Below are 23951 nucleotides of genomic sequence, written 5' to 3'. Positions count from 1 at the left end.
TTTCACAGGTCGAGGACGAGGCGGTCGGAGCGGGCTCGGGAGACGCAGACGAACATGCAGTCGCCCACCGCCCGCTCGGCGTCGTCGAGCAGCGCGTCACGATGGTCCACCTCACCGGCGAGCACGGTGGTCTCGCAGGTGCCGCACAACCCCTGGCGGCAGGAGGACAGCACATTCACGCCCGCGTCACTGATCGCCTGGAGCACGGACCGGCCGGGAGCGACGGTCACCATCGTGCCGGTGCGGCGCAGCTCGACCTCGAACGGCTCCGCACGGGCCGGCGCGCCGAGGTCCTTGGCGACGAAACGTTCGGTGCGCAGCATCCCGGCGGGCCAGCCGGCGGCACGCAGCTCCATGGCGTCCAGCAGACCGGCCGGGCCGCAGCAGTACGCCTTCGTGTCCGCCGGGAGCTCGGCGGGCAGGTCGAGCAGGCCGCGCTCGTCCTGCGGGACGACCTCGACGCGGGAGCCGTGACGGGCAAGCTCGCCGAGGAACGCCATCGAGGCCCGCGTCCGGCCGCCATAGAGCAGCCGCCAGTCAGCGCCCAGCAGCTCCGCCTGGTGGATCATGGGCAGCAGCGGCGTGATGCCGATGCCACCCGCGACGAACAGATACCGCTCGGACGGGGCGAGCGGGAAGTTGTTGCGCGGCCCGCCGATCGCCACCATGTCGCCTACGGCCAGCTCGTCGTGGACGTAGGCCGAGCCGCCCCGGCCGTCCGGCTCCCGCAGCACGCCGATCCGGTAGGTGTAGGGGTTCCAGCGGTCGCCGCACAGAGAATACTGGCGGGTCAGGCCGTTCGGCAGGATCAGGTCGAGGTGCGCGCCGGGCGTCCAGTCCGGCAGCCGCCGCCCGCCCGGATCTTCCAGGGTGAGTGCGACCACGCCGTCGGCGACCGGAGTCTTGGCGGTGACCCGCAGGTCCAGTGTGGAGGTCATGCGTGCTCCGGGGTGGTGAGGCGGAAGGCGTGCACGGCCAGCCCACCGGCCACGAGCACCGCCGCGACGAGCAGGAACAGCCGATCCGGCGTCCAGCCGGCGTCCAGCAGCCGGCCGGCCACGAGCGGGGAGACGATCGCGCCGACGCGGCCGACGCCGATGCCCCAGCCGACGCCCGTGGCCCGTACCTCGACGGGGTAGAGCGAGGGAGTCAGCGCGTACAGGCCGGCCACGCAGCCGTTGACGAACAGGCCGATCAGCGCTCCCAGGGCCAGCACCAGCGCGAACTGCGAGGTGAGCGAGACGAAGCAGGCCAGCAGCAGCGCCGTGGCGAGCGTGTAGCCGAGCAGCACCCGCTGCAGCGGGAAGCGGGCGGCCAGCAGGCCCAGCAGCGTGGTGCCGAAGATGCCGCCGAGGTTCAGCAGCACTCCCCCGGTGATCCCCTGGCCGGCCGACATCCCGGCCTCCACCAGCAGCTTCGGCGTCCAGCTGGTGACGAAGTAGAAGGCGAACATGACGGCGAAGAAGCCGGCCCAGATCAGCAGCGTGTTGCGGCGCTGGGCCGGGGACAGGATCTGGGCCAGGCGCGGCTTCGGCTTGCGCGCGGCGGGCTCCGGCTTGGGCAGCGTGTCCAGGGCGGGCAGCCTCATCGCGCCGAGCACGGTGTTGAGCCGGTCGAGCGCGCGCGGTGAGCGCTGGGTGAGCAAGAAGTCCAGCGATTCCGGCAGCCGCCAGAGGACGGCGCCGATGAGCAGGGCGGTGGCGACGCCGCCGAAGGCGAACACCGACCGCCAGCCGGACGAGCTCTGCAGCGCGACCGCGACGATGCCGCCGACCGTGGCGCCGACGGCGTAGCCGGTGGAGTTGAGGCTGACGGCCAGGCCGCGCCAGCGGGCGTTGGCGTACTCGGCGGCGAGGACGTTGCTGCTGGCCAGGATGCCGCCGATGCCGACGCCCGTGAGCACGCGCAGCAGCCCGAGTTGCACGGCGTCCTGGGCGGCGGCCGACAGCAGCATCCCTGCCGACGCGATGACCAGGCAGGCCAGGATCAAGGCGCGCCGTCCGATGCGGTCGGCCAGCGGCGCCAGGAACAGCGAGCCGAGGGCCATGCCGACCAGGCCCGCGCTGAGCAGCAGTCCCAGTTGAGAGCCTGACAGGGACCACTCGGCGGACACGGCGGCGGAGGTGAAGGACATGACCAGGACGTCGAAGCCGTCCAGGACGTTGAGCAGGACGCACACGGCGATCGCCGACCACTGCAGGCGCGTCATGGGGGCGTCGTCGATGCGGGCACGCAGCTCCGGAGGATGAACAGACATCTAACCGGCCTTTCGGGGGGTGGTTAGCAGTCGATGATGAGCCGGTTACCAGCATGTTTCCACGACGGATCCATTCAATGGATGAGGTCGTCCGCAGACTGCCTTGACCAGCGATGATGTGACGCATGGCCAGGTCACCCAGCGGCGAGTCGGTCCTGACGCGCGCCGTGCGCATCCTCGAGGCGTTCAACCCTGCCGAGCCGGTGCTGACCGTCAGCCAGATCAGCCGCCGGGCCGCACTGCCGCTCGCCACCACCGTCCGGCTGGTGGACGAGCTGACCCGGCACGGGCTGCTGGCCCGCGACGAGCAGCGCCGCGTACGGATCGGCAACCGGCTGTGGGAGCTGGCCCAGCGCGCCTCGCCGGTGCGCAGGCTGCGCGAGACGGCGATGCAGTTCATGGGCGACCTGCACCACGTGGTCGGCCACTCGGTACAGCTCGGCATCCTCGACGGCGAGGAGGTGCTGTTCGTCGAACGCCTGATCGCGCCCGGCGCGGTCGTCACCGTCACCCAGATCGGCGGGCGGCTGCCGCTGCACGCCTCCTCCGGCGGCCTGGTCCTGCTCGCGCACGCCCCCGCCGAGCTGCGCGAACGCGTGCTGCGCCAGCCGCTGCAGGCGTACACGCCGCACACGATCACCGATGCCAGGACCCTGCGCGCGACGCTCGCCGAAGTGCGGCGCAACGGGTTCGCCTTCTGCCCCGGCCACATTCATGCCGACGCGACGGGCATCTCCGTCCCCGTCCGGATGGCCGGGCAGGTGGTCGCCGCCCTCGGCCTGGTAGTGCCCAACGACGACCACGCCTGGCCCCTGGTCCGCCCGCTGCAACTCACCGGCCTGGCCCTGGAACGGGCGCTCCACGCGCAGCCGGGGCCGCCGGAAGACGATGGGTAACGTTTTCCATTTCCGCGACAGATGAGTCCTATCCATCGCCTAAATAAGCAGATGAATCAACGTCACGAGAGGGCGACCGCCGACTGGATCCACCGCACCGTCGTCGGCCTGGCCCCCGCCGCACCCGGCTACCGCCGGCTCCTCGTGCGGCCCCGCCCGGGCGGCGGCCTCACGCGCGCCCGCGCCACACACCACACCCCGTACGGTATGGCCGAGGTGAGCTGGAAGCGTGACGGCGCGCGCCTGACACTCCGTGTGGTCGTCCCGGCGAACACCACTGCGGTCGTCTACTTGCCTGGCGAGCCCGGTGCGCCCATCCAGACCGGGTCTGGGACACATGTCTTCCACTGCACCCTCCGCTCTGCGGACCGTGGAGGTGACTCCGAGCACGCGGATGCCCAGTAAGGCATCTTCAAGGGCCGGCTCACCAAGCTGATTGCTCATCCACTGAGGGGTACCGAGGGCGGTAGGCTCGCTCAGTGGATGTGTGATCCGCCGTTGACGTCGTAGGTGGCGCCGGTGCTGTACGCGGACTCCTCCCGGCACAGGTACGCGATCAGATCGGCGACGTCGGTGACCCTGCCGACGCGGCCCACGGGGATCCCGGCCAGCAGCTCCTGCTTGCGCTCGTCCGGCAGCGCGCCGCCGGTGATGTCGGTGTCGATCAGCCCGGGGGCGACGGAGTTCACCGTCACCCCGGCGGGCCCGAGCTCGCGGGCCAGGGCGCGGGCGAAGCCGAGCTGGGCGGCCTTGGCCGCGGAGTAGGCAACGCCGCCGAACACTCCGCCGCCCCGCTCGGCCGAGACGGAGGACAGGAAGACGATGCGCCCGAAGCCGCGTTCGGCCACGCCGGGCGCGACGCGGAGCTGGGTTCAGAGTCCCGCTCTACTGATCGTCACTGTGCGGGAACAGCTGAGCTCGGCAAGTTTCACCGCGGTTTCAGTCGCGGCCTCGGGTGAGTCAGTCCTTGTGCGAGCGGAGCCGTTCGATGTCCAAGGCTGTGACCAGGGCCCAGTCCTGGTCGTTGGCGAGCGGGTCGAACCGGCGGCCGCGCACTCCGGAGACGCTCAGCGCGTTGGCGTAGGCGCAGCTGGCCGTGCCGTCGGGTTCGAACGTCAGCAGGGTGGCCCGCAGGGTCCGGCCGGCTGCGGCGCGGTAGGCGGGGTCTCGGTGCACCAGCCCGGCCAGCGCGTAGGCCCAGGCGCTCTGCGCGGCCCAGTGATGCGGCATGGTGTCGCCCCAGATGCGGTCCAGTCCGAACCAGTATCCGTCCCAGTGCCGGATCGGCACGTTGTTGGTGCGGGCGTCGGGCTGGCGGCCGTCGAACGCGCGCAGCAGGTCCAGATGCCCGCGGGCGGCGTCGGCGTAGCCGCGCTCGCCGGTGGCCACGGCCAGCTCCAGCAGGATGGCGGCGGCCGGCGCGACGATCGCCTGCTCGTAGGGGACCTCGCTGGTGGGATAGTCCAGCCCGCGGGCCGCGATGGCATCGCCGTGGCGTGCGTAGAGCGTCAGCAGGTCAGCCGCCGCGTCCGGTCGCCGGCGTGCGTGCAGCACTTCGGCGGTGCGCAGCACCGGCAGGCCGATCGGGTAGAAGCCGGCGCCGCCGTGGTCGTAGAAGGCGCCGATGACGCGCTGCGCGTTCTTGAGGTGTTCCTCGGCGCCGTCGAGCGCGTAGAGCTCCAGCCAGAAGCGGGCCATCCACGGATAGTTGTAGAGCCGGTCGGCGGACTGGACGGTGGCCGAGTCGTACACCGTGCCGTCGGCGGCCTGCAGATGCGCCTCGACGAAGCGGGTGTAGCGATCGAGCCCACCGCGCAGATCCGGGTCGTGCGGTGCTGCCAGGGCCAGCAGCACGCCCATGCCGAGCCGTTCCCGGCCGTCGTTGAGGTCGGGCCGGTGGCTGCGCACGATCCCGCCGGCCCGGTTGTCGTACGGCAACAGCGCACCGTCCAGACGGTCGCCGGGATCGTCGACCTGCTGGTGCCGGAGGATGAACCTGGTGCGGGCCCGCACCAGGTCGGGCAGCGCGGGCAGCGCCGCTGCGGTGACGATCGTGCCGGGCGCCCGCGGGTCGCCGGTGGCCAGCTCCACGAGACCGGGCTGGTCGGTGGTCAGGCTGAGCCGGTCGTCGGCGACCGGCACGGGCGACCACCGCCGGTCCTCACCCGGCAGGCGGACCAGAAGGTGATCGACGCCGGTGACGGTGGCCTGGAGGGGTTCTCCGAGGGTCACGACCAGCTCGTCCAGGCGGATTTGCGGACGCGGAGCGAGCAGGTGGCGGCGCGTCTCGAAGTCCTGCCAGCCGTCGTGCCAGAAGAGGGTCCAGCCGAAGCCGAGCGACTCGCCCGGCGCGAGGACGACCGGCCGGGCGCCGGGCAGATCGTCGTCCTGCTGGGTGTCGAGCAGCGCCAGGCCGATGTCCCCGCGGACGGCTGACCCGGTGAGCTCGCCCGCGCCGTCGAGCACGTACCCGGCGAGGCTGCCGCGCGTCACCGCCAGCCCGAGGTGGGGTCCACGGCCGGACATGCGGATGCCGCAGATCCAGCTCGACTCCCCCGCGGCGTGCACGTGCGCGTGACACCGCAGGTCCAGTCCCCGGGCCCCGAGCAGGAGGTCGGTGCGCAGCGGGGTGTAGACGGTCAGCCGGCCCAACTCGACCGGCTCGGCCAGGCGGTTGGTGACGGCGTAGTCCTCATGCACCAGGCCGTCCCGCAACGATCGTTCGACGGTGACGCGGACGCCGTCCACGTCGTAGCTGGAGGTGATGGTGCCGTTGGCGGCGGTGACGTCCGTGGCGCGCTGCCAGCGCCGCAGGCGGGTCACCATGCGCAGCGGAGTGCCGAGGTAGCCCAGGCCCCAGTCGTGGGCGCCGGGATGGAAGGTGTCGTCCGGCCCGGTCACCCAGTTCATGCCGTGAGGGTCGGCGAGGTGGTGCAGCGCGTGGACGGCGCCGGTGACGGCGTCGACCCGCAGTCTGGTGGTGGTGTCGGCCAGTTCGAGAAAGCCGGTCATTTGACCGCTCCTGCGGTGGTGCCGGCGGCGACGTAGCGCTGCGCGACGGCGAGCAGCAGGACGGCCGGGATGGAAGACAGGACGGCCGTGGCCATCACGGAGCTCCAATCGCTGACGTACGAACCGATGTACTGGTAGAGGCCCAGAGTGGCGGGCTGGACCGCTCCGGTGGTGGTGAGGGTGAGCGCGAAGAGGAAGTCGCCCCAGGCGAAGAGGAAGGCGAACAGCGCGGCCGTCACGATCGCGTTGACGCTCATCGGCAGGACCACCGACACGAACGTCCGCACGTGGCCGGCGCCGTCGAGGTTGGCGGCCTCGATGACGGACCGGGGCAGGCCCAGCATGAAGGCCCGGATCACCAGGATGGCGAACGGGATGCCCGCAGTGGAGTCAGCGAGGATCAGACCGAGGTAGGAGTCCAGCAGCCCGAGGTCCTGGTAGGCGCTGTAAAGCGCGTTGGCCACCACGATGCCCGGCACCATCTGGCTGATCAGCACCGCGAAGAGCACGACGTTGACCCAGCGGGACCGGAACTGAGCCAGGGCGTAGGCGGCCGGCGCGGCGATCAGCACGCTCAGCACCGCGCTGCCCACGCCGATGACCAGACTGGTGACCAGGTGATCGCCCTGCTCGCCCAGCGCGGTCCGGTATCCGCCCAGGTCGGGCTGAATCGGGAACCAGTCCGTGCCGGCCGAGGAGGCGCCGTGCTGCAGTGACACGTTGACGATCCAGTACAGCGGGAACAGCAGCACGGCCAGGAGCACGATTCCCATGGCGGTGTCCCGCTTGCGGCCCAGCCGGCTCACTCGTCCACCGCCCGCCGGTTCAGCCGGAGATAGATCACGGCGAACAGCAGCGAGACGACGATGAGCAGGTTGCTCGCCGCGGCTCCCTGGCCGAATTCGAACTGTTTGAAGCTGAGCTGGTAGGACTGGGTGGCGATGGTCTGTGAGGCGTTCGCCGGGCCGCCGCCGGTCAGCGCCAGGATGATGTCGATGACCTTGAGGGTGTAGACCACGCCGAGGACAAGGGCGACGGTGACGACCGGCCGCAGCAGCGGCCAGGTGATCGAGCGGAACTCGCGCCATTTCGAGGCGCCGTCGAGCGCCGCCGCCTCCCGGATCTCCCCCGGAATCTCCTGTAGCCCGCCGTAGATGAGCGTGACGTTGAACGGGATGCCGATCCAGATGTTGACCACCACGACCGCCAGCAGGGCCAGCGACGGGCTGGTCAGCCAGCCGGGGTTGCCGTCCACCAGGCCCAGAGCGCGCAGCGTCTGGTTGAGCACCCCGTTGTCCTGGTCGAGGATCCACTTCCACACCGTGCCGGAGACGATCAGCGGGATCAGCCACGGCAGGAGCAACAGCGAGCGCAGCAGCGCGTTGAGCGGGAACCGGCGGCGGAAGAACAGCGCCAGCAGCAGGCCGAGCACGAACTGACCGGCGATCGAGACGACGGTGAACAGCACGGTGTTGACGACCGTCCGGGAGAAGATCGCCGAGCCGGCGACCTCGGCGTAGTTACGCAGCCCGACCCACGGTGCCTCGCCGGTGATGAACGACCGCGTCGTGTAGTCCTGCAGCGACATGGTCACGTTCTTCACCGCGGGATAGCCGAAGAACAGCACGATGTACACGACGGCCGGGACGAGGAACAACATGTGGGCGATCCGGGCCGAGCGGTGCACGCTCCCGTGCCCGCCGGCGTACGCGGTCCCGGCGACTGCCGCCTCAGCCATGGGTGGCCTGTTCCAGGGCCTGCTCCGGAGTCAGGCCGCCGACCAGCGCGGACTGGATCGCGGTGTTGATCCGCTTCTCGGCCTCGGGCCATTTCGGCCCGAGCTTCGCCGTACGGGCCCGCGACGCCTGCACCTGCTCGGTGAACGTCGCCAGGGCGGGCTGCTGCTCGATGAACGGCGCGACGGCCGATGACCTGGTGGGCACCAGTTGCCGCTTGCCCGCCAGTGCGATCTGGTTGCTGTCGGAGTTCAGGCAGTCCACCAGCTTGGCCGCGGCCGTCATCCGGTTCTTCCTGCCCGTCTGCGGGATCGACCAGGTCTCGCCGCCCAGCGGGGTGATCTCCTTGTCACCGGCTTTCGGCACGGGGATCGGGATCACCTTGTACGTCAGCCCGGATACCTGGTCGAGGACGGGGAACTGCCACGGCCCGTTGATCATCATGGCCGCGTTCCCGGCCTTGAACTGGTCGTTGACATCCGCCTGAGTCCAGTTGACCACCGACTTCGACACCGACCCGTCCGCGACGAGGTTCGCCCACAGGCCCAGGGCACCGGCCACCTGCGGGGTGGCGAGCTGAGTCTCGTCACCGCCGTTGGACCACAGGAACGGCATGAACTGCCAGGCCCCCTCGACCGTGGCGACCGCGGAGAAGGCCAGGCCGTACTGCTTGCCGGAGGTGAGCTTCCTGGCGGCCGCGCGCAGTTCGTCCCACGTCTTCGGCGGGGTGACGCCGGCCTTGGCCAGAGCCTGCTCGTTGTAGAACAACCCGATGGTGTTGGCCACCGGCTGGAGCGCGTACACCTTGCCGTCGTAGGTGGCGGCCTGGACGGCTCCCTCGGCGAAACCGGCCGCCGACAGCCCGAGATCCTGTACGGGCGCCAGCGCGCCGGCCGCGGCCAGTTGCTGGACGTCGCCGTTGTCCAGCATCAGCGCGTCCGGCAGGGTGCGCGCCGACGCCTGCTGCAGCACCTTGGCGACGTAGCCGTCGGTGGGGATCTTCTGCCGGTCGATCGTGACGCCGATCTGGCCGCCGCACGCGGTCAGCACCGCGTCGTAGACGGCGTCATCGCTGGGTGAGCCGGTGTACGTCTGCACGGTCAAGCTGGTGACCGGGCCGTCGTCCGCGTCGTCGTCGTTGCCACAGGAGGCCAGCCCCAGCGCCGTCGCGGCTGCGGTGGCGACGGCCAGCCATCGGCGAGCAGTGCCGTTCATGCGTTCCCCTTTGTGTCGGGCAGCACCGAAATCGTTGTCGGTTGCCGACCTTACTTTATGTTTCCAACAGGTCAACACCCTGCTGAAATCGTTGTTAGCGCCGAATGGCTGGTGAGCGTGTACGTTGGTGAGGTGCATCAAGCCGTGACGATCACCGACGTGGCCCGCCTCGCCGGCGTCTCACCGTCCACCGCCTCGAAGGCGCTGAACGGGCGCGACCAGGTCAGGGCGACGACCCGGCAACGGGTGGCGGCCGCCGCCCGAGAGCTCGGCTACACGCCCAACCCGGTGGCTCAGCAGCTGCGGGGCACCTCGACGCACAGGACGGTCGGGTTCCTGGCCGGCGACGGCATCGGCCGGTTCACGCTGCCGGTCCTGCTCGGCGCCACGCACGCGCTCGGGCCGGTCTCGGTCACCCTCTGCGATTCCCGCGGCGACCAAGACCTCGAACGCGAGCACCTGATCCGGCTCGGCCACCAGCAGGTGGACGGGGTGATCGTGCTCGGCAGCTCGACGGACCCGCGCCCACCCCTCACCGCGCGGATCGCCGCCCCGGTGGTCTACGCGATGTCCCCCTCGTCCGATCCCGCCGATCTCTCCGTGATCCCAGACGAGTGGGCGGGCGCCCGGCTCGCCGTGGAGCACCTGCTCGACAGCGGCCGGCGACGGGTGGCGGTGATCGGCGGTCCCGCCGGGCAACGAGCCAACAAGGAACGGCTCGGCGCAACCCGGGAAACGCTCCGCGCCCGCGGCCTGCGCCTGGCCGGCTCCCGTCCCTACCTCGGGGAATGGAGTGAGGCTTGGGGCCGCGCCGCCACCGCCATGCTGCTGCGCGACGATCCCGGCGTCGACGCCGTCTTCTGCACCAACGACCAACTGGCCCGGGGAGCGGTCGAAACCCTGCGCGAGTCGGGCCGGCGCGTACCCGACGATGTGGCCGTGGTCGGGTACGACAACTGGAGCCCGTACGTCACCGAGTCACGCCCGCCGATCTCCAGCGTCGACATGGAACTGGAAGCGCTCGGCAGGCACTGCATCCGCCTGCTGTTCGGCGCCGAACCACGCCCGGACGGACCAGGGCCGATACGCCTGCCCTGCCGGCTCGTACGCCGCGAGTCGTCCGACCCGGACGCCGTGCCCTGATCGCCGCCGGGAGTGGTAGCCGGCCTCGGGGGGGCGAGGGTGATGGCGCGGGCGGTCACCCCTCACAACAAGGGGCAGCGGAACCCCCGGGGTCGTGGTGGTCGGCGACCGTCCGTGGGCACGTTGGTCACGGGTCCTGAGTGACCCACGCCGCCGGGACGCCTTTCAGGTGCCCATCAGCGCGAGGCGGCGGGATGGACGGTGACGTCGCCACGCGACGACCAGGAAGGCGATCAGACCGAGAACGGGCAGGGTGCACAGTGTGCCTGCCGATAATTCCATCCATGCAGGTCAAGCGGCATGTGAGTATTCGTGGAGGACACCGCCGAGCCGGTCTCGTCGGTGTATGTTCAAGTCGGTGATTCGTGCCGGGTCTGTGATCGGGTCCGGGGCGGGACGCAGCGGGGCGGCTTGGTCCAGGGCTTGGTGGGGCCGATGCTGGTTGTAGAACCGTTCGTACGCGCGCAGGGCGTGCCGAAGATGGCGTTCGTTCCATACGAGGCAGCGGTCGAGAAGCTCGTGGCGGCAGGATCGGACCCATCGCTCCATGATGGAGTTCATCCGCGGCATTCGGATGCCTGTGAGGACTGTCTTGATGCCAGCCTCGGCGAGGATCTCGTCCATGAGGGCGGGGAACTTTCCATCCCTGTCTCGGATCAGATAACGCGGCCGGCAGCCCGCGTCGTCCAGATCCATCACCAGATTCTTGATCGCTTGGATGACCCAGTTCGCGCTCGGGTGAGCGGTGGTGCCGAGAACACGGACGCGCCTGGTGGCGTGCTCGATGACTGCCAGGATGTACTGCCGTTGACCGCTGAGAGTGACAGTTTCGATGAAGTCACAGGCCAGCAGGGCGCCGGCTGCGAGCGCAGGAAGTCGGAGGATCTCCCACACCGTGGCACCGTCACAAAGGTCGTCACCGCAGGTGACGGGGTCCAGGACGGACCGGTCGTGCACCTGGCCACCGCCGATGAACGCGCCCGGTGCTGCCCCCGATGCGGGGTCGCCGCGGTCCTGATGAAGGAATGGGTAACCACCCGCCCGCGGGACCTGCCCATGGCAGGCCGGCGCTGTGCGCTGCGCTGGCGCAAGCGTCGCTGGTGCTGTAACCAGGCGTCCTGTCCGCGTCAGACATTCACCGAGCAGGTGCCGCAGATTCCCGCCCAGTCCCGGCTCACCATGCGATTACGCCAGGCCAGTGGCGCCGCCGAGGGCGACGGCAGGCGAACGATGATCCAATCGGCGCGAGATCACGGACTGTCCTGGCCGATCGTGTCCAACGCCTTCACCGAGCACGCGCGCCGGATGCTACCCGCCCAGCCCGGACCGGTCACGGTGCTGGGCATCGACGAGGTCCGGCGAGGCCGTCCTCGCTGGGTGCTGGTGGAGGCCACCGGCACCTGGACGACGGCCGTGGATCGCCGACACACCGGATCCATCGAAGGCTGGTACAACCTGCACCGCCTGTACAGCAGTCTGGGCTACCGTAGCCCCGCCGACTTCGAGACCGCCGCAGCGGCCTGACCACCACAACGATGGTGTTCGTCAAAGCGGAGCAAGCTCAAGGCCGGTCAGCGGAAGTCGGAGATGCGCAGGACCGCCAGCATGTCCGTCGCTCGGGAGCCGGTCGAGAAGGATGCCTCAGCACCGACCCAGCCGCGGAAGGCTCCGGTGTCGTCGATGATCTGCATGAGCGGTTTGACATGGGAGTTGCCGGTGTAGCAGAACTCGTCCCGCTCCATCGCCAGGCAGGTGCACCAGTGCCACAGCGTGTCGCGGCGGTCGGACTTGGAGATCATCGTCAGGTAGTACTGGATGGAGGTGATGTTGGCGCTCGTTCCGCCACCGTACTTGGGGCAGCCGCCCTCCTTCTTGCAGGCGCTGTTCGAGGAGGGCTGCAGGTAGGTCAGGCACGAGGTGGTGGCGGAGCAGGCGCGGAAGGAGGACAGGCCGAACGGCTGGTTGTCGGAGGTGACGAGCTTACCGCTCGCCCAGCTCCTCAGGTCCTGCCTGAGCGAGCCGGGGAACGCCTTCACCGAGCTCATCGCGCGGCGCGTGCTGATCGCGGCGTTGCTGCCGTAGCCGTACCCGTTCGTGGCCAAGGTGCTCTGCTTGAGGTCCAGGCGGGCCAGCTTGCCGTCAGGCGAGGTCCGCACGTACCACTGCTCCATCCACGTCTGGGCGATTTTCCACCGGATGGTGAGCACGTTCCCTGACATGGTGTACGTCCCGGTGCGGCTCTCGTCGGGGGCCCCGGTGAAGCCCCCGGCGGTCAGCACCTCGCAGGTGCGAGGCCGCGACTGCTTGCCACCCGCCTTGGTGCTGCAGCTCGAGTCGGGGACGGTGCCGGTGCGCTGCCTGGCCTGGGGATGACGCTGCCACCACAGGTACATGGAGGCGCTCACCGTGCCGTTCGCGGCGAAGCGGTAGTTGCCCAGGCGTAGCCAGTTCTGCTGGGAGGCGGCCTTCAGGTGACCCTGTGAGATGACGAAGGTGCTCTTGCCGCCCGGCAACGACGCGGCGGAAACCGCGGCCGTGGCGGATTGTGCGGGCACGATGGTGATGGCGAGTATGAAGGACAGAATTGCGGCTGCGGTACGCATGTAGAAGCTCCGGAAGGCTTACGGACTTGGCCAATCGTCAACGCGCCACCATATCGGCCAGGACCGGAAACGTCTTCAAAACCGAACATAGAGTTACCGTGCGTGTGGTCACCGGCGCGTTCACCCCTGTTTCAAGGTGATGAACCAGCGGCGAGACAGAGCTGTTCGCCGCGGCGATGAACGGCCAGCGCGGCCCGGCACTGCGCCTGCCGGAAATCACGTCCATGCACGCCAAGCAGACCATGCATCGCGTCCGGGGGCTGCTGCGAGCCATCCTGCCCGCGGACGCAAATGACCAGGCGATGGCTGCTCGGTGGTTGCTCGCGCACGTTCGATCCGCCGTGAAATTCGAGCTCACCACGCAAGCCCGGCCCCAGACAGCCGCGCCGAGAGGGGGAAAAATGGCACATAGTGCCGATGGTCAAGAACGCATGGTTGCTCGGTGGTTGCTCGCGTGCTCCGTGACACTGGGCGACATCAACCGAGGATTCTCATAATCCGTGGGTCGTGGGTTCAAGTCCCACCCGCCCTACTCTTCTCACCCCGCATCCCTGGCTTGAGCAGGGGTTTCGCGAGAATTTGGGTTACGCGGACAGGCAGCAGGAAGCAGCCGTGTGTCGCCCGTCGCGGAACATACGCGGAATGGATCTCGGGGTGTTTTCCCAGGTCACGCATAGCAAAAGACCCCGGTTGGAAGTCCGGGGTCCGTTGCGTTCCGCGTGCTCACTGCGACAGGGCTTCCAAGATCCGGCCGTTGGCGACCTCCCGCTGTCCGTCGATGCACTTGGCGTACACCTTGAGCAGCACCTCCACCCCGTGCCCGGCGCGCTCGGCGGCTTCCGGGGCATGGACGCCGCGCCGTGCTGTTCAATGCGCTCCCTGGGGATGGACACCAGTTCGGGAGGGATCGGCACGATGCGGGTCGTCTTCACATCGCGATGCTTCAGGCCCCGCTCGTCGTGCCTCTCCCCCGAGTCCGTGCAGCGCTTCATGCTCTCCGAACGTGTCTTCTGGCCGGCGCCGCGGTGATGTCATCGGGAAGGTGGTCGGCCAACCGCGCCAGGGCACGTCCGGAGTCTGTCGTAAGCCGGTCAGCGGTGGGCGTGTGAGAAGCTCTGAAGGACCTGGTTGTCCTGGTCAGGGATGTGGCCGAGCTTGTCGACCTCTTCAGCCAGCCCTGCCAGCACCGCGCGGAGCTGCACCCGGGTGACGTCGGCGAAGGTTCGCAGGTAGGCGATCTGCCGCTCCAGTTCCTCGGCCTCGGCACCGTGCTCGCCGCCGCGCGAGCGGTAGGCGCCGACCGCCTGGTCGGCGGCCTCCTCCGCCTGCCGCTGCGCCTCCGTCAGGATCACCTCGTACTGCTGGCGGGCCTCCCCGAGGATCCGCCGGGCGTAGTCCTCAGCCTCCGCGATCTGGACGTCGGCGGTCTGCTGAGCGCGGGAGAGGATGTTGATCGCATCGACGCTCAGGGCCTGCTGCTGGGGAACGGCGGGCTCGCCGCTGATGCCGTGTTCCTTGTACCACTGCTTCAACCGGTCGATGTACGCCCGCAGGTCCGCCTTCTCCTTGTCGCCGGCCGCCACGTCTTCCGCGACCCGGTACAGGAACGAGCGCACCTCGTCCTCGCTGTAGCCGCGGCGCCCGAGTGGTGTGCGCGAGAACTCCTGCTTGCGTATCCGATCCGGGGTGAGGGGCTGGCGTTCGCGGTCCGGGTGATCTCCCCAAGACATCTCTGCCGTCATGACTCGCCGCCTTTGTCGCTCGTGAACTCGTCGAAGTGGATCTGCTCGGAGGGCACGCCCGCGTCCAGCAGTCGTCCGACGGTGCTCTGAGCCATCTCCGTGGAGCCGCAGACGAACACCTGCTGGCCACGCCATGCCTGCAGCGCGACGTCCACGGCGTTGCCGCGGGCGCCACGGTAGTAGGGGTCGTTGGAGACGGCTGGGACGACGGTCAGCCAGGGGTGCTCCGCGGCCATCTTGGACAGCGCATCGAGGTCGTACAGCTCCCGGGACGTCCGGGCGCCGACGACGACGTCGACCTTCCGCGACGGGCCCTCGTACATCACCTGTTCCACCAGTGCCTTCAGCGGCGCGAGACCCGTGCCGCCCGCGATGAGGAGCAGGTCGCCGGGCATGTCGGGGGAGAGCTTCAGCTTGTCGCCGACCGGCGCTCCCACGCGCAGCACGTCGCCGCGCCGCGCGCCCATGACCAGGGCGGCGCTCAGCACACCGCCGTCGACCATGCGTACGTGCAGGTCGATCGTGTTGTCCTGGCGCGGCGCGTTGGCGAAGGAGTAGAAACGCCAGACGCGCGGCCGCCTGGGGTGCGAGATCGACGCCGACTGGCCGGGACGGAAGACGTACTGGTAGTTCAGCCGGGCCCGGATCACCGCGATGCCGAGGGCGGGGGTCTCGTGGCTGATGATCTCGCCTTCCCACCAGGGCGGGGTGGTCTTGGACGCGTCCGCGGCCGCTTCCGACATCACCTGGGCCACCAGGCTGTACGCCTTCGTCCAGTCCTCGGCGAGGGCAGGCGTCCAGCGGTCGCCCAGGAAGTGCTCCAGGGTGGCGAGCAGCGCCCTGCCGACGGCCGGGTAGTGCTCCGTCACGACGGCGAACTTGCGGTGGTCCCGGCCGAGCTGCTGCAGGTACGGGACCAGCTCCTCCACCCGGTCGACGTTGCTGACGATGCGCCCGAGCGCGCCGACGAGCCGGTCGCGCTGGCTCGCCATCGCCACCGGGAACAGGTCCCTCGTCTCCGGGTTCATCAAGAACAGGGCTGAGTAGAAGAACAGCGGCACCTCGTCGCCCGACCGGGCGACGAGGCGCCAGCTGTCCTTGAGAGCTTGCGCGTTCACTCAGTCGGCCGTCTCTACTGGCTCGGCCACAATGGACGACTCCACCTTGTTCAAGGTCAGCTCGACGTGCTGCAGGATCTCGTCCCCCACACCGGCCCCCTGCAACACGGAGATCAGGATCTCGCCGACCTTCGCGTAGTGGTCGGCGGTGATGCCCATGCCGCGGTGCGCCTCTGCCAGGTCGCGGCCCTCGTACGGGTCGGGGCCGCCGAGGACGGAGCAGAGCAGCATCACCATGTGCCGCTTCAGCCTCGGCATGTCGATGCCGGCGAAGTAGGGCTTGAGGGCGGCGTCGTCGAGGACTCGCACGTAGAAAACGTCGACGACGTCGCGAACAGCCGGCGCGCCGCCGACCTGGTCATAGTAGGACGGCGAGATTGTCACAAATCCTCCAAGTGGGCCATGCGTCGCAGGACCGGCTGACGGTGTTCGGGGTTCGCCGCGGTCACGACGCGAGGAATGGCGAATGGACGCACCCTGGCGCTCCGGACGCCGAAAGCCTGGGCGCCCGCGAGAGATGCGGTGAGTGATGGTCGTGGGTTTCCTGCCGTCACCCTTCCTTCATGCCAGAGCAAAGGCACCGAGCCGGATTTCGTTACGCAGGGTAACGGTCGGTCACGCCTCAGGTGCCTGGCCTATCTAACCATGCCACCTACTGCCCCATGAACCCCGTTCCATCCTTTTTTGACCCTGCGTCTCACGAACAGGCAACCTTTCATGTCCGACCGTGGAAGTGCCGACGGGCATCCCGACTCTGGCGGACTCCGCTCCCGCGACCACCGCGACAGAACCCCCATCCCGCACCCACTCACCGCTTGACCTGCAGAAACACGGTTCATCCACCGTCACGGACCGGCCGGCGGGCGAGCGATGGAAGGGTCTGACATGTCGAACCACTTCACCGGCCTCAGCCTTGGGCCACCGCTCGGCGACCAGCGGCTCGATCTGTGCGACCTGTACGCCTTCCAGGCGCCCGGCAACGCGAGCAGGACCGTTCTCATCCTCAACGCCAACCCCAACGCGGATGCCCTGCACCCCGACGCCGTGTACCGCCTGAACATCGACAACGACGGCGACAACCTGACCCACATCGCCTTCAGCTGGGTCTTCAGCTCGCCGGCGTCGGACGGCTCCCAGACCTACAGCGTCTTCAAGGCGACCGGTGCGGAGGCTCGCAGTCCCGAGGCGGTCGGCACCACGATCGTGTCGGGCGCTGCCGTCTCCTTCGGCCCCCGGCCAACGTGGTCAGCAGCGGCGACTACAAGATCGCCGCCGACAGCCGCAGTGACGCCTTCTTCTTCGACTTCGACGGCATCAAGAACCTCTTCGACACCAGCGGCAACCGGAACTTCACCGCGCCGCATCTGGGCGGGAAGTCCCCGTGGACCGGCGTCGACTCCAACGCCAAGGCCAACGTCTTCTCCATGGCCGTCGAACTGCCGACCGCGGAGCTGGCGCCCCGGCCGGAGTTGCGGATCTGGGGCCGGTGCAGCGTCCTGCGCGACGGCGAGCTCGTCCACGCGGACCGGGCTGCAGAGCCGGCCGTATGTGCAGGTCGGGGTGCAGCCGAACGCCTACTTGTTGAGGGCGCGAGTCGCGGATCTCTGGCAGCTTTCCGGGCACGGGGCGGGAGTAGATCGGGAGTAGTTACAGAGGTGCCGATTGAGACGCAGATGTTCGGAGCCGTACGGCATCATGACGGATATGACCGATCTCAGCATCGAGGAGATCCGGGAGCGCAAGCGATGGGTCTTGTCCGTGATGGCGGAACAGGGCGGAGACTTCCTCCGGCTACCGCCTCGCGATCAGCCGTACACGTGCCCATGCTGCTTCCATCCGACCCTTCAGTACCGCGGAGGTTTCGGGTTCTGCGAAGAATGCTGGTGGGAGGACGACGGACAGGACGATCACAACGCTGATGTCGTCATGAGTGGCCCCAACGGGTCGGCCAGTTTGACCGAAGAGCGGCGGCGCTACCGAGAAATGCGGGGACTGCCGCCGCTGGAGCTGTGACAGCAACGGCCACGAACGAAGGCCGATTGGCTGGCTCCGCCTCGCGGGATATACGCGGGATCGGCCTTCCTATAGGCGATGTCATGAGGCACCCATAGGTCAGGGGCTTGATGCAGTCAGGAACGTCGGCCCGCTGTAAAACCGTCGGCTCACCCCTACGACACAATGATGCTCGTGCAGCGATTCGACGCCGCAGGAGCCGACCTGGTCCCTGGTCAACTGGTCCGGGTCCGAGTGACCCAGCAACGCCCATGGGGTGTGATGGTGGAGATCCTCGGTCACGAGGGCATCGGTGCATCGATCGATGGCGCGGCGATCGACAGTTCCTCCGGCGCCGGCCGAGCATGGCTTGGCGAGTACCCGGCTGTCGGGATGGAGATGGACGCCGTGGTGCAAGAGATCCGTCGATGGAGTCCACCGGCGTGGGTGCGTCTGACGATTCGATCTCAGGACCTAAACAGCTTTCAGTGACTGTGCGACTTCTGCGGTACGCCCACCGTCCTCAGCCCGGAAGGCGACGGCGTGGTCATGGATGTCAGGAGCGCCGACGGCCCTGGCAGCCATGCCATCGTCACGCACCGAAAATGTCTGAGAAGCCGTCTCCATGAGTCGAGCAGCGAGCACGCGCGTGCCGAGCGGTGGGTCGGCGATGAGCGATGGCTGCATTGATGGCCGTCACTCCGCGCTTGGCGATCAGGCGGCAGTGGGGGCTGGTTTAGTTGCGGTTCTAGTTGCAATACCGTCTCGTACACAGCCGTCCCATGGAGACCAGCGCGGCCAGACGGTGCAGGTAAAACCAATAGGGACACACAAGATCCGAGCTGCTACTGCGGTTTGGGTTTAACGCCCATCCGGGGTGCAAACCCTCGATCCCCCGCAAGCGGAAGGCCCTCTCCCTTGATCGGGGAGATGGCCCGTCAGACAGGGCGGCCAGCGCGCCGCGACAAAACCTAGTAGCGGTTGGGCTCCGTGCCATAAGCCGCGAGGTTCAGGTGTCTCACCTGACCTACATGCCTGCCGCGAACTTAGCCCCACAGCGACCAGTTCCTATCACAACTCATACGAGTGGCCCACTGCACTCCGAGGAGATCAACCGACTCGAAGGGAGGATTGGGAATTTTGATGACCGCATTCGTCCGGTTCCCGGACCAGCGTCTTCTATCAACGGCACCGAATTCGCGACAACTTCCCATTCTGGGTGAACATCATCCCCAAGGGCCATAGCAAGCCGGTCGGCGAGGCTTCAGGGATAGTGGTCACGGATCCGACCCCTGAGGAGTTGCCGGAGCTCGGAACGACGGTGTACACCATCGACGGCCTGGGCGCGTACGCCCTCGGGCCGGAGCCTCAGTAGTAGCACGAGATCGTTCGACAAATAGAGGCGGGAGCCGCGAAGATGCCGCTCCCGCCTCTTGGTGCGAAAGGTAATTCATGAGTTCGAGCTTCGACTTCTACCGGAGCCTGTTCATCGCGCTGTTCAACGACATGGCGTGCGTCTCCTGGCTGCGCACGGCGAACTCCGAAGAGCTGGTCCGCCGCTTCGGCGGCGATCCGGAAGGGGCGGCCGAGGGCACCTGGGAAGAACTGCTCGCCACCGCGTACGAGGACCTGGACGAGGACGAAGACGGGGCCATGTTGGCCGTGCGGCACGGTGAGTGGCTCATCACGGTGGAGCCGTTCAACTTCCGCGGCGCCGTCCCCGAAGTGCTGAGCGGTGCGGGACAGGAGGCCTACAGCGTCTGTTGGACGGGCACGGGTCAGAGCCTCGTCACCTACGCCACAGCCGGGGAGGTGGTGGCCCGGTTCGACGCTTACGACGTCGATGCTCTATCGCCGGCCGGCCTGGCCTGGCTCGATGGTCACCAGGTGAAGGCGGCGCACTGGCGGGAGGACTGGAGGGCCGCCGCTCTGGCGCTCGGCGAGGAGCTGTCCGGCGTACGGATGGACGAGGACTGGCTGGCGCGGCCTCGCCCGATGTTCACGCTCGGGCCGGTCCGCCTGCCTCGGCGGCCCCGGCGGCTGCGAGTGGACGACGAGATCAAGGCCATCACCAGAACCGATCCGCGCATCGCCAGGATCATCGACGAGCCCACACCCGACAAGGCGGAAGAGATCATCCTGATGGCGGCGGAGATGGCCGTGGTCACGGCCGGCGTCGAGGGACCGGACGTGACGCGGGCCCTCGAACTGATCGCGGCGGGAGACCGGCGTTCCGGCCAGGCGGACGACGTGCGGAGCAAGCTGGCCCGGTCCGAGAAGGACTTCCGGACACAGGCCCGCGAGGCGTACGCCGCGCTTGCACCGCAGGACCGGGAGGACTGGGTGGCGCCTGGTCACGGCACCACGTACGGACGATTGATGATCAAGGCGGCTGCCGCGGTCGTCCTGCAGACCGCCTTGACGCCCGACGACGACCCCGCCGCCTTCGCGATACAGGTCGTCAACGACACCGGCGGGGTCTATCTCAGCAGTGAGAACGGAGACGTGGCCCGCCATCGTGCGCTGTCCGCGGCTGCCTCGTACATTGAGGAGAGTGACCCGCCCCGCTGAGGAGCGACGTGCCGGGCTCTCCGGCGCACCCGAACTTCTCAGGGACAGGAATATAGACGTTTCGGTCTGATCGGCCCTGGCGCGGCTAGCACGATAACGGTCGGTCTTGGTGACATGTCGGAGGCCGGTACAGGCTTCCTTGCCAGGCGGCCAACCCATCAGGTGGTGCTGCACGACTCGGAGGGCACGCTGCTGGCGGCGGCCGTCCCCTTCCTGAGGGAGAGGACGGCCGCGGGCAAGGCGGTGTTGCCAGCGTGCGCCGCGCCGTACAACGATCTTCTCGCCGATGCCCTCGACTGGGACGATGCCGTTCGCGGGGCACCGAGTGCTCGTGCGGCTACGGTTTCGGCGGTTCAGGTGCGCAACGGTCGGATGCGAGCGGCAGACGTTCCGGGAGCCGCTGCCCGGGCTCTGCGACGCCCAGCGGGAACCGCCCGATGCTGCCCTCGCCGCCTGCGGTGAGATGACCATGCTGAGTGGCCTCGTCCGGGACCTCGCCGCCCTCCTCGACCCGAAGGACGGCAACGATCGGCTGCTGAGCGCCTGGACAGAGCTCGCACGACAGGTCGATCTGCCGCACGTGCACACCTTCACCCCGGGGGCCGGCGAATGATCGCGTCGCGGTGAACGCCGCGCTCAGCCTGCCGTTCCACCACGGCGGTACCGAAGGCGTCGGCACCAAGACCAAGCTCCTCAAACGGCAGATGTACGGCCGCGCCGGGTCCGCTCTCCTTCGCCACCGCATCCTGCTTGGCTGGCCACGTTCAGTGGGCCAGCGCCGCTATCCCTGCTTCGGAGTCAGGAAAAGTCGGGTCCGGTCCCCGAGCCAGGCCGCTTCGAGGATCGCGGTCAGGCTGGCGGTGTCGGTCGGGCCTGGATGGTTCTGGATCAAGCGGGTGACGCCGCCGGCCATCTCCGCGAAGCGTGGGAGGTCGGCGCGTGCCACGCCGATGTCCGCCAAGGTGGCAGGGATGCCGATGTCGGCGAGGAGCCCGTCGAGCCAGGTGAGGAACGTGTCCGCGGCCTCGGCGTCCGAGGCGTCGGTCACGTCGAGCCCGCACACCCGGGCGAGGATGGCCAGCCGGTCGCCGATGGCGTCCCTGGCCGCGTCCAGCGCGTAGGGCAGCAGCAGCCCGACGCCCAGGCCGTGCGGTGTGTGGGTGGCTGCGCCGATGGGGTACTGGAGCGCGTGCGGAGCCGCGTTGCCTGCGTGGGAGAACGCGAGCCCGGCCAGCATGGACCCATAGGACATGTCCGCGCGCGCGTCCTTGTCGCCTCCGTCCCTGACGACCTGGGGCAGGCTGCGGGCGATCCGCTCCGCGGCCAGGAGCGCGTAGTGGTCGGTGATCGGGTTGCGGCCGAGGAAGACCTGTTCCACCGGGTCGCGCGGCCCGTGGGCTCGGGGCCGCGCGATGTAGCTCTCCACCGCGTGGCAGAACGCGTCGATGCCGGAGTGGGCGGTGACGGTCGCCGGGCAGGTGTAGGTGAGCTCGGGGTCGACGATGGCGAAGTCGGGCACGATGTGGACGCTGGAGACCCCCACCTTCAGCTCGCGGTCCGGGTCGGTCAGCACCGAGACGGGCGTGAGCTCGGAGCCGGTGCCTGATGTCGTCGGGACCGCGACGAGAGGCGTCGTCCGCCCCGGCACCTTCGACTCCCCGTAGAAGTCGCGCGGCGTCCCGCCGTGGCACCGGATGACGCCGACGATTTTGGCGAGGTCGATCACCGTGCCGCCTCCGATGGCGAGGATGACGTCGGCGTCCACCTCTGCGGCGGCCGAGACGGCCAGGGCGACATCGGTGAGTGGCACGTCCGGAGTCGCGTCGGCGAACACCCCGACGACTTCGACCTTCTCCCGTACGGCGGCCACGATCTCGGCCACGCCCGGCTGCCCCAGCAGGGCCCGGTCGGTCACGATGAGGACTCGCGAGCCACACTCGGCCACCACTCGTGGGATGTTCTGCGCGACCCCTTCGCCCACGATCAGCTGGCGTGGTCCGCGGACGGTCTCAAGCATGTCAGTGCCTCTCTGGAACGTCGGCGGTGATCTGCCGGGCGGACGTCCGGGTCACCTGCGCGACCGGGACGGCGTCGGCGAGGTGGGCTGCCGGGTGGCGCGGGCGCGCGGGGCGCGCTGATCCCCGGCGGGCGCCGGGAGCAGCAGGCCGGTCACGGTAGGTCGATCGCCACGTAGGTGACGTCGAGATACTCGAGGATGCCCTCGTGCGACCCCTCCTTGCCGATCCCGGACTGCTTCACCCCTCCGAACGGAGCTGACGGGTCCGAGATCAGGCCACGGTTGATGCCGAGCATCCCCGTCTCCAGCCCCTCGGCGAACCGGAGCGCCCGCTGGAGGTCACGGGTGAAGACGTATCCGGCCAGGCCGTGCTCGGTGTCGTTGGCCTTCGCGATCACCTCGTCGTCGGACGTGAACGAGATGATCGGGGCCACCGGGCCGAAGATCTCCGCCTTCAGCATCCGCGCGTCGTCGGGCACGTCGACGAGGACCGTGGGCGGGTAGAAGTGGCCCGGCCCATCCGGGCGCCCGCCGCCCACCAGGACACGGGCTCCGCGATCGACCGCGTCGGCGACGAGCTCGTCGAGCTTGGTGACCGCGGCCTCGTCGATCAGCGCCCCGACGTCCACGCCGGCGTCCAGACCATGGCCCACCGAGAGCGCGCCCATCCGCTCGGCGAAGCGTGCCGTGAACTCCTCGCGCACCGGCTCCTCGACGTAGATCCGGTTGGCCGCGATGCAGGACTCCCCCAGGTTGCGCATCTTGGCCACCATGGCACCGTCGAGCGCGACGTCCAGGTCCGCGTCGGCACACACGATCAAGGCCGCGTTGCCGCCCAGCTCCATGGAGGTGCGCAGCACGTTGTCCGCCGCCTGCCGGAGCAGCACGCGCCCGACCTCGGTCGACCCGGTGAACGAAAGCTTGCGGGTCCGGCGGTCGGCCAGCAGTGCCGAGACCACCTCGCCGGCCCGCCTGGTCGTCACGACGTTGACGACGCCCGGAGGAACGCCGGCCTCCTCCATGATGCGGGCCAGGAACAGCATGGTGAGTGGCGTCTGGGGCGCCGGCTTGGTGATCGTCGTGCAGCCCGCCGCCAGCGCAGGAGCGATCTTGCGGGCGCCCATGGCCAGCGGGAAGTTCCATGGTGTCACGAAGACGCACGGCCCGACCGGCCTCGGCACGGTGAGGATGCGACATCCACCAGCGGGAGCGGTGTTGTAGCGCCCCTCGACGCGCACCGCCTCCTCGGCGAACCAGCGGAAGAACTCGGCGCCGTAGGCCACCTCTCCGCGAGCCTCCGCGAGCGGCTTGCCCATCTCCAGCGTGATCAGCCGGGCGACCTCCTCGGATCGCTCGGTCAGCACCCGGTACGTCGCGGTCAGCAGCTCCGACCGTTTTCGCGGCGGGGTCGCCGCCCACTCCGCCATCGCCTTGCTCGCCGCGTCCAGAGCGGCGAGCCCGTCAACGGCGCCGGCGTCCGCCACCTCGGCGATGGTCTTGCCGGTGGCCGGGTCCTCGACGGCGAAGGTGGCTCCGCCGGCAGCGTCGCGCCAGGCGTCGCCGATCCGGAGCCGCCGGTGCTCGGGTGCCAGGACGTTCATCGGGTCACTCATTGCGTCGCCTCCTGTGATGTTCCTGGTGATTCTCGG

General features: G+C 69.0%; 25 protein-coding genes and 1 pseudogene. 10 read left to right on the top strand and 16 right to left on the bottom strand.

The window, feature by feature from the left end:
- Positions 1 to 2 precede the first annotated feature (2 nt).
- Both AC27IY_RS24435 and AC27IY_RS24430 read right to left on the bottom strand, forming a co-directional pair.
- Positions 3 to 938 (bottom strand): PDR/VanB family oxidoreductase, encoded by a 936-nt coding sequence (locus AC27IY_RS24435; protein WP_487179283.1) that lies wholly within the window; start codon positions 936 to 938, stop codon positions 3 to 5.
- Positions 935 to 2257 (bottom strand): MFS transporter, encoded by a 1323-nt coding sequence (locus tag AC27IY_RS24430; RefSeq protein ID WP_449944382.1) that lies wholly within the window; start codon positions 2255 to 2257, stop codon positions 935 to 937. The genes AC27IY_RS24435 and AC27IY_RS24430 overlap by 4 nt, the downstream gene beginning before the upstream one ends.
- 125 nt (positions 2258 to 2382) lie before the next feature.
- On the opposite strand from AC27IY_RS24430, the gene AC27IY_RS24425 reads away from it, so the two are divergent.
- Together AC27IY_RS24425 and AC27IY_RS24420 are read left to right on the top strand one after the other, a co-directional pair.
- A complete protein-coding gene (locus tag AC27IY_RS24425) occupies positions 2383 to 3153 on the top strand; it encodes an IclR family transcriptional regulator (protein WP_487179282.1) in 771 nt (256 codons plus the stop codon).
- Between the two features lie 21 nt (positions 3154 to 3174).
- Entirely contained in the window at positions 3175 to 3558 is a 384-nt protein-coding gene (locus AC27IY_RS24420; RefSeq protein ID WP_449944380.1) for an alpha-L-rhamnosidase C-terminal domain-containing protein, read from the top strand.
- A 71-nt stretch (positions 3559 to 3629) separates the two neighbouring features.
- Here AC27IY_RS24420 and AC27IY_RS24415 read toward each other — a convergent pair whose 3' ends face one another.
- From AC27IY_RS24415 to AC27IY_RS24395, 5 genes are all read right to left on the bottom strand, one after another.
- A complete protein-coding gene (locus AC27IY_RS24415) occupies positions 3630 to 4001 on the bottom strand; it encodes an SDR family oxidoreductase (protein WP_423444612.1) in 372 nt (123 codons plus the stop codon).
- A 112-nt stretch (positions 4002 to 4113) separates the two neighbouring features.
- Positions 4114 to 6165 (bottom strand): hypothetical protein, encoded by a 2052-nt coding sequence (locus AC27IY_RS24410; protein ID WP_487179281.1) that lies wholly within the window; start codon positions 6163 to 6165, stop codon positions 4114 to 4116.
- On the bottom strand, positions 6162 to 6938 hold the full coding sequence (locus AC27IY_RS24405; RefSeq protein ID WP_449944371.1) for a carbohydrate ABC transporter permease: 777 nt from the start codon (positions 6936 to 6938) through the stop codon (positions 6162 to 6164). Before AC27IY_RS24405 ends, AC27IY_RS24410 begins: the two co-directional genes overlap by 4 nt.
- A 29-nt stretch (positions 6939 to 6967) precedes the next feature.
- Positions 6968 to 7903: a carbohydrate ABC transporter permease gene (locus AC27IY_RS24400; protein WP_423444618.1), complete on the bottom strand. Its 936-nt coding sequence runs from the start codon at positions 7901 to 7903 to the stop codon at positions 6968 to 6970.
- Positions 7896 to 9116: a sugar ABC transporter substrate-binding protein gene (locus tag AC27IY_RS24395; protein WP_487179280.1), complete on the bottom strand. Its 1221-nt coding sequence runs from the start codon at positions 9114 to 9116 to the stop codon at positions 7896 to 7898. Before AC27IY_RS24395 ends, AC27IY_RS24400 begins: the two co-directional genes overlap by 8 nt.
- 144 nt (positions 9117 to 9260) lie before the next feature.
- Between AC27IY_RS24395 and AC27IY_RS24390 the strand changes: the two genes are divergently transcribed.
- Positions 9261 to 10259: a LacI family DNA-binding transcriptional regulator gene (locus AC27IY_RS24390; protein WP_449944363.1), complete on the top strand. Its 999-nt coding sequence runs from the start codon at positions 9261 to 9263 to the stop codon at positions 10257 to 10259.
- Between the two features lie 291 nt (positions 10260 to 10550).
- Here AC27IY_RS24390 and AC27IY_RS24385 read toward each other — a convergent pair whose 3' ends face one another.
- Positions 10551 to 11153, bottom strand: a complete 603-nt coding sequence (locus AC27IY_RS24385; protein ID WP_487179279.1) for an integrase core domain-containing protein — start codon at positions 11151 to 11153, stop codon at positions 10551 to 10553.
- A gap of 57 nt (positions 11154 to 11210) precedes the next feature.
- On the opposite strand from AC27IY_RS24385, the gene AC27IY_RS24380 reads away from it, so the two are divergent.
- Positions 11211 to 11783: a transposase family protein gene (locus tag AC27IY_RS24380; protein WP_487179278.1), complete on the top strand. Its 573-nt coding sequence runs from the start codon at positions 11211 to 11213 to the stop codon at positions 11781 to 11783.
- A 47-nt stretch (positions 11784 to 11830) separates the two neighbouring features.
- Here AC27IY_RS24380 and AC27IY_RS24375 read toward each other — a convergent pair whose 3' ends face one another.
- The 5 genes from AC27IY_RS24375 to AC27IY_RS24355 form a co-directional block, all read right to left on the bottom strand.
- Positions 11831 to 12862: a hypothetical protein gene (locus AC27IY_RS24375; protein ID WP_487179277.1), complete on the bottom strand. Its 1032-nt coding sequence runs from the start codon at positions 12860 to 12862 to the stop codon at positions 11831 to 11833.
- Between the two features lie 37 nt (positions 12863 to 12899).
- Complete coding sequence (locus AC27IY_RS24370) at positions 12900 to 13088, bottom strand: hypothetical protein (protein WP_487179276.1); 189 nt, start codon at positions 13086 to 13088, stop codon at positions 12900 to 12902.
- Between the two features lie 865 nt (positions 13089 to 13953).
- Positions 13954 to 14592: a DivIVA domain-containing protein gene (locus AC27IY_RS24365; RefSeq protein ID WP_487179275.1), complete on the bottom strand. Its 639-nt coding sequence runs from the start codon at positions 14590 to 14592 to the stop codon at positions 13954 to 13956.
- An 8-nt stretch (positions 14593 to 14600) separates the two neighbouring features.
- Positions 14601 to 15722 carry a globin domain-containing protein gene (locus tag AC27IY_RS24360; RefSeq protein ID WP_423444632.1) on the bottom strand — a complete coding sequence of 374 codons (1122 nt, stop codon included), beginning with the start codon at positions 15720 to 15722 and terminating at the stop codon, positions 14601 to 14603.
- Complete coding sequence (locus AC27IY_RS24355; protein ID WP_423444634.1) at positions 15723 to 16106, bottom strand: group I truncated hemoglobin; 384 nt, start codon at positions 16104 to 16106, stop codon at positions 15723 to 15725.
- 486 nt (positions 16107 to 16592) lie between these two features.
- Between AC27IY_RS24355 and AC27IY_RS24350 the strand changes: the two are divergent.
- Positions 16593 to 16826: pseudogene (locus AC27IY_RS24350) on the top strand (DUF4331 family protein); the annotation flags it as partial.
- 35 nt (positions 16827 to 16861) lie between these two features.
- On the opposite strand, the gene AC27IY_RS24345 reads toward AC27IY_RS24350, so the two are convergent.
- Positions 16862 to 17242: a hypothetical protein gene (locus AC27IY_RS24345; RefSeq protein ID WP_487179428.1), complete on the bottom strand. Its 381-nt coding sequence runs from the start codon at positions 17240 to 17242 to the stop codon at positions 16862 to 16864.
- A 184-nt stretch (positions 17243 to 17426) separates the two neighbouring features.
- Between AC27IY_RS24345 and AC27IY_RS24340 the strand changes: the two genes are divergently transcribed.
- From AC27IY_RS24340 to AC27IY_RS24325, 4 genes are all read left to right on the top strand, one after another.
- Positions 17427 to 17735 carry a CPCC family cysteine-rich protein gene (locus AC27IY_RS24340; RefSeq protein WP_487179274.1) on the top strand — a complete coding sequence of 103 codons (309 nt, stop codon included), beginning with the start codon at positions 17427 to 17429 and terminating at the stop codon, positions 17733 to 17735.
- 174 nt (positions 17736 to 17909) lie between these two features.
- A complete protein-coding gene (locus AC27IY_RS24335) occupies positions 17910 to 18206 on the top strand; it encodes a hypothetical protein (protein ID WP_487179273.1) in 297 nt (98 codons plus the stop codon).
- Between the two features lie 960 nt (positions 18207 to 19166).
- A complete protein-coding gene (locus AC27IY_RS24330) occupies positions 19167 to 20285 on the top strand; it encodes a DUF6461 domain-containing protein (RefSeq protein ID WP_487179272.1) in 1119 nt (372 codons plus the stop codon).
- A 463-nt stretch (positions 20286 to 20748) separates the two neighbouring features.
- Complete coding sequence (locus AC27IY_RS24325; protein WP_487179271.1) at positions 20749 to 20898, top strand: hypothetical protein; 150 nt, start codon at positions 20749 to 20751, stop codon at positions 20896 to 20898.
- Positions 20899 to 21066: 168 nt separating this feature from the next.
- Here AC27IY_RS24325 and AC27IY_RS24320 read toward each other — a convergent pair whose 3' ends face one another.
- Positions 21067 to 22302: an iron-containing alcohol dehydrogenase gene (locus AC27IY_RS24320; protein ID WP_487179270.1), complete on the bottom strand. Its 1236-nt coding sequence runs from the start codon at positions 22300 to 22302 to the stop codon at positions 21067 to 21069.
- Here AC27IY_RS24320 and AC27IY_RS24315 point away from each other — a divergent pair.
- Positions 22301 to 22423, top strand: coding sequence for a hypothetical protein (locus AC27IY_RS24315; protein WP_423444654.1), 123 nt, complete (start codon positions 22301 to 22303; stop codon positions 22421 to 22423). The genes AC27IY_RS24320 and AC27IY_RS24315 overlap by 2 nt on opposite strands.
- A gap of 31 nt (positions 22424 to 22454) precedes the next feature.
- On the opposite strand, the gene AC27IY_RS24310 is transcribed toward AC27IY_RS24315, so the two are convergent.
- A complete protein-coding gene (locus AC27IY_RS24310; RefSeq protein WP_487179269.1) occupies positions 22455 to 23915 on the bottom strand; it encodes an NAD-dependent succinate-semialdehyde dehydrogenase in 1461 nt (486 codons plus the stop codon).
- Positions 23916 to 23951 lie beyond the last annotated feature (36 nt).

Source organism: Nonomuraea sp. B208, assembly GCF_057536035.1.
The sequence above is the reverse complement of the archived record's forward strand: the minus strand, read 5'-3'. Positions and strand labels throughout refer to the sequence as shown.

What these genes read in the sequence shown, in the direction of transcription:
- AC27IY_RS24365 (WP_487179275.1), bottom strand. Translation starts at nt 14,592, where the DNA reads ATGTCTTGGGGAGATCACCCGGACCGCGAACGCCAGCCCCTCACCCCG.
- AC27IY_RS24410 (WP_487179281.1), bottom strand. Translation starts at nt 6,165, where the DNA reads ATGACCGGCTTTCTCGAACTGGCCGACACCACCACCAGACTGCGGGTC.
- AC27IY_RS24395 (WP_487179280.1), bottom strand. Translation starts at nt 9,116, where the DNA reads ATGAACGGCACTGCTCGCCGATGGCTGGCCGTCGCCACCGCAGCCGCG.
- AC27IY_RS24325 (WP_487179271.1), top strand. Translation starts at nt 20,749, where the DNA reads ATGACCATGCTGAGTGGCCTCGTCCGGGACCTCGCCGCCCTCCTCGAC.
- AC27IY_RS24330 (WP_487179272.1), top strand. Translation starts at nt 19,167, where the DNA reads ATGAGTTCGAGCTTCGACTTCTACCGGAGCCTGTTCATCGCGCTGTTC.
- AC27IY_RS24315 (WP_423444654.1), top strand. Translation starts at nt 22,301, where the DNA reads ATGTCAGTGCCTCTCTGGAACGTCGGCGGTGATCTGCCGGGCGGACGT.
- AC27IY_RS24420 (WP_449944380.1), top strand. Translation starts at nt 3,175, where the DNA reads ATGAGTCCTATCCATCGCCTAAATAAGCAGATGAATCAACGTCACGAG.
- AC27IY_RS24375 (WP_487179277.1), bottom strand. Translation starts at nt 12,862, where the DNA reads ATGCGTACCGCAGCCGCAATTCTGTCCTTCATACTCGCCATCACCATC.
- AC27IY_RS24430 (WP_449944382.1), bottom strand. Translation starts at nt 2,257, where the DNA reads ATGTCTGTTCATCCTCCGGAGCTGCGTGCCCGCATCGACGACGCCCCC.
- AC27IY_RS24405 (WP_449944371.1), bottom strand. Translation starts at nt 6,938, where the DNA reads ATGGGAATCGTGCTCCTGGCCGTGCTGCTGTTCCCGCTGTACTGGATC.
- AC27IY_RS24320 (WP_487179270.1), bottom strand. Translation starts at nt 22,302, where the DNA reads ATGCTTGAGACCGTCCGCGGACCACGCCAGCTGATCGTGGGCGAAGGG.
- AC27IY_RS24370 (WP_487179276.1), bottom strand. Translation starts at nt 13,088, where the DNA reads ATGGACGTGATTTCCGGCAGGCGCAGTGCCGGGCCGCGCTGGCCGTTC.
- AC27IY_RS24435 (WP_487179283.1), bottom strand. Translation starts at nt 938, where the DNA reads ATGACCTCCACACTGGACCTGCGGGTCACCGCCAAGACTCCGGTCGCC.
- AC27IY_RS24340 (WP_487179274.1), top strand. Translation starts at nt 17,427, where the DNA reads ATGACCGATCTCAGCATCGAGGAGATCCGGGAGCGCAAGCGATGGGTC.
- AC27IY_RS24310 (WP_487179269.1), bottom strand. Translation starts at nt 23,915, where the DNA reads ATGAGTGACCCGATGAACGTCCTGGCACCCGAGCACCGGCGGCTCCGG.
- AC27IY_RS24400 (WP_423444618.1), bottom strand. Translation starts at nt 7,903, where the DNA reads ATGGCTGAGGCGGCAGTCGCCGGGACCGCGTACGCCGGCGGGCACGGG.
- AC27IY_RS24425 (WP_487179282.1), top strand. Translation starts at nt 2,383, where the DNA reads ATGGCCAGGTCACCCAGCGGCGAGTCGGTCCTGACGCGCGCCGTGCGC.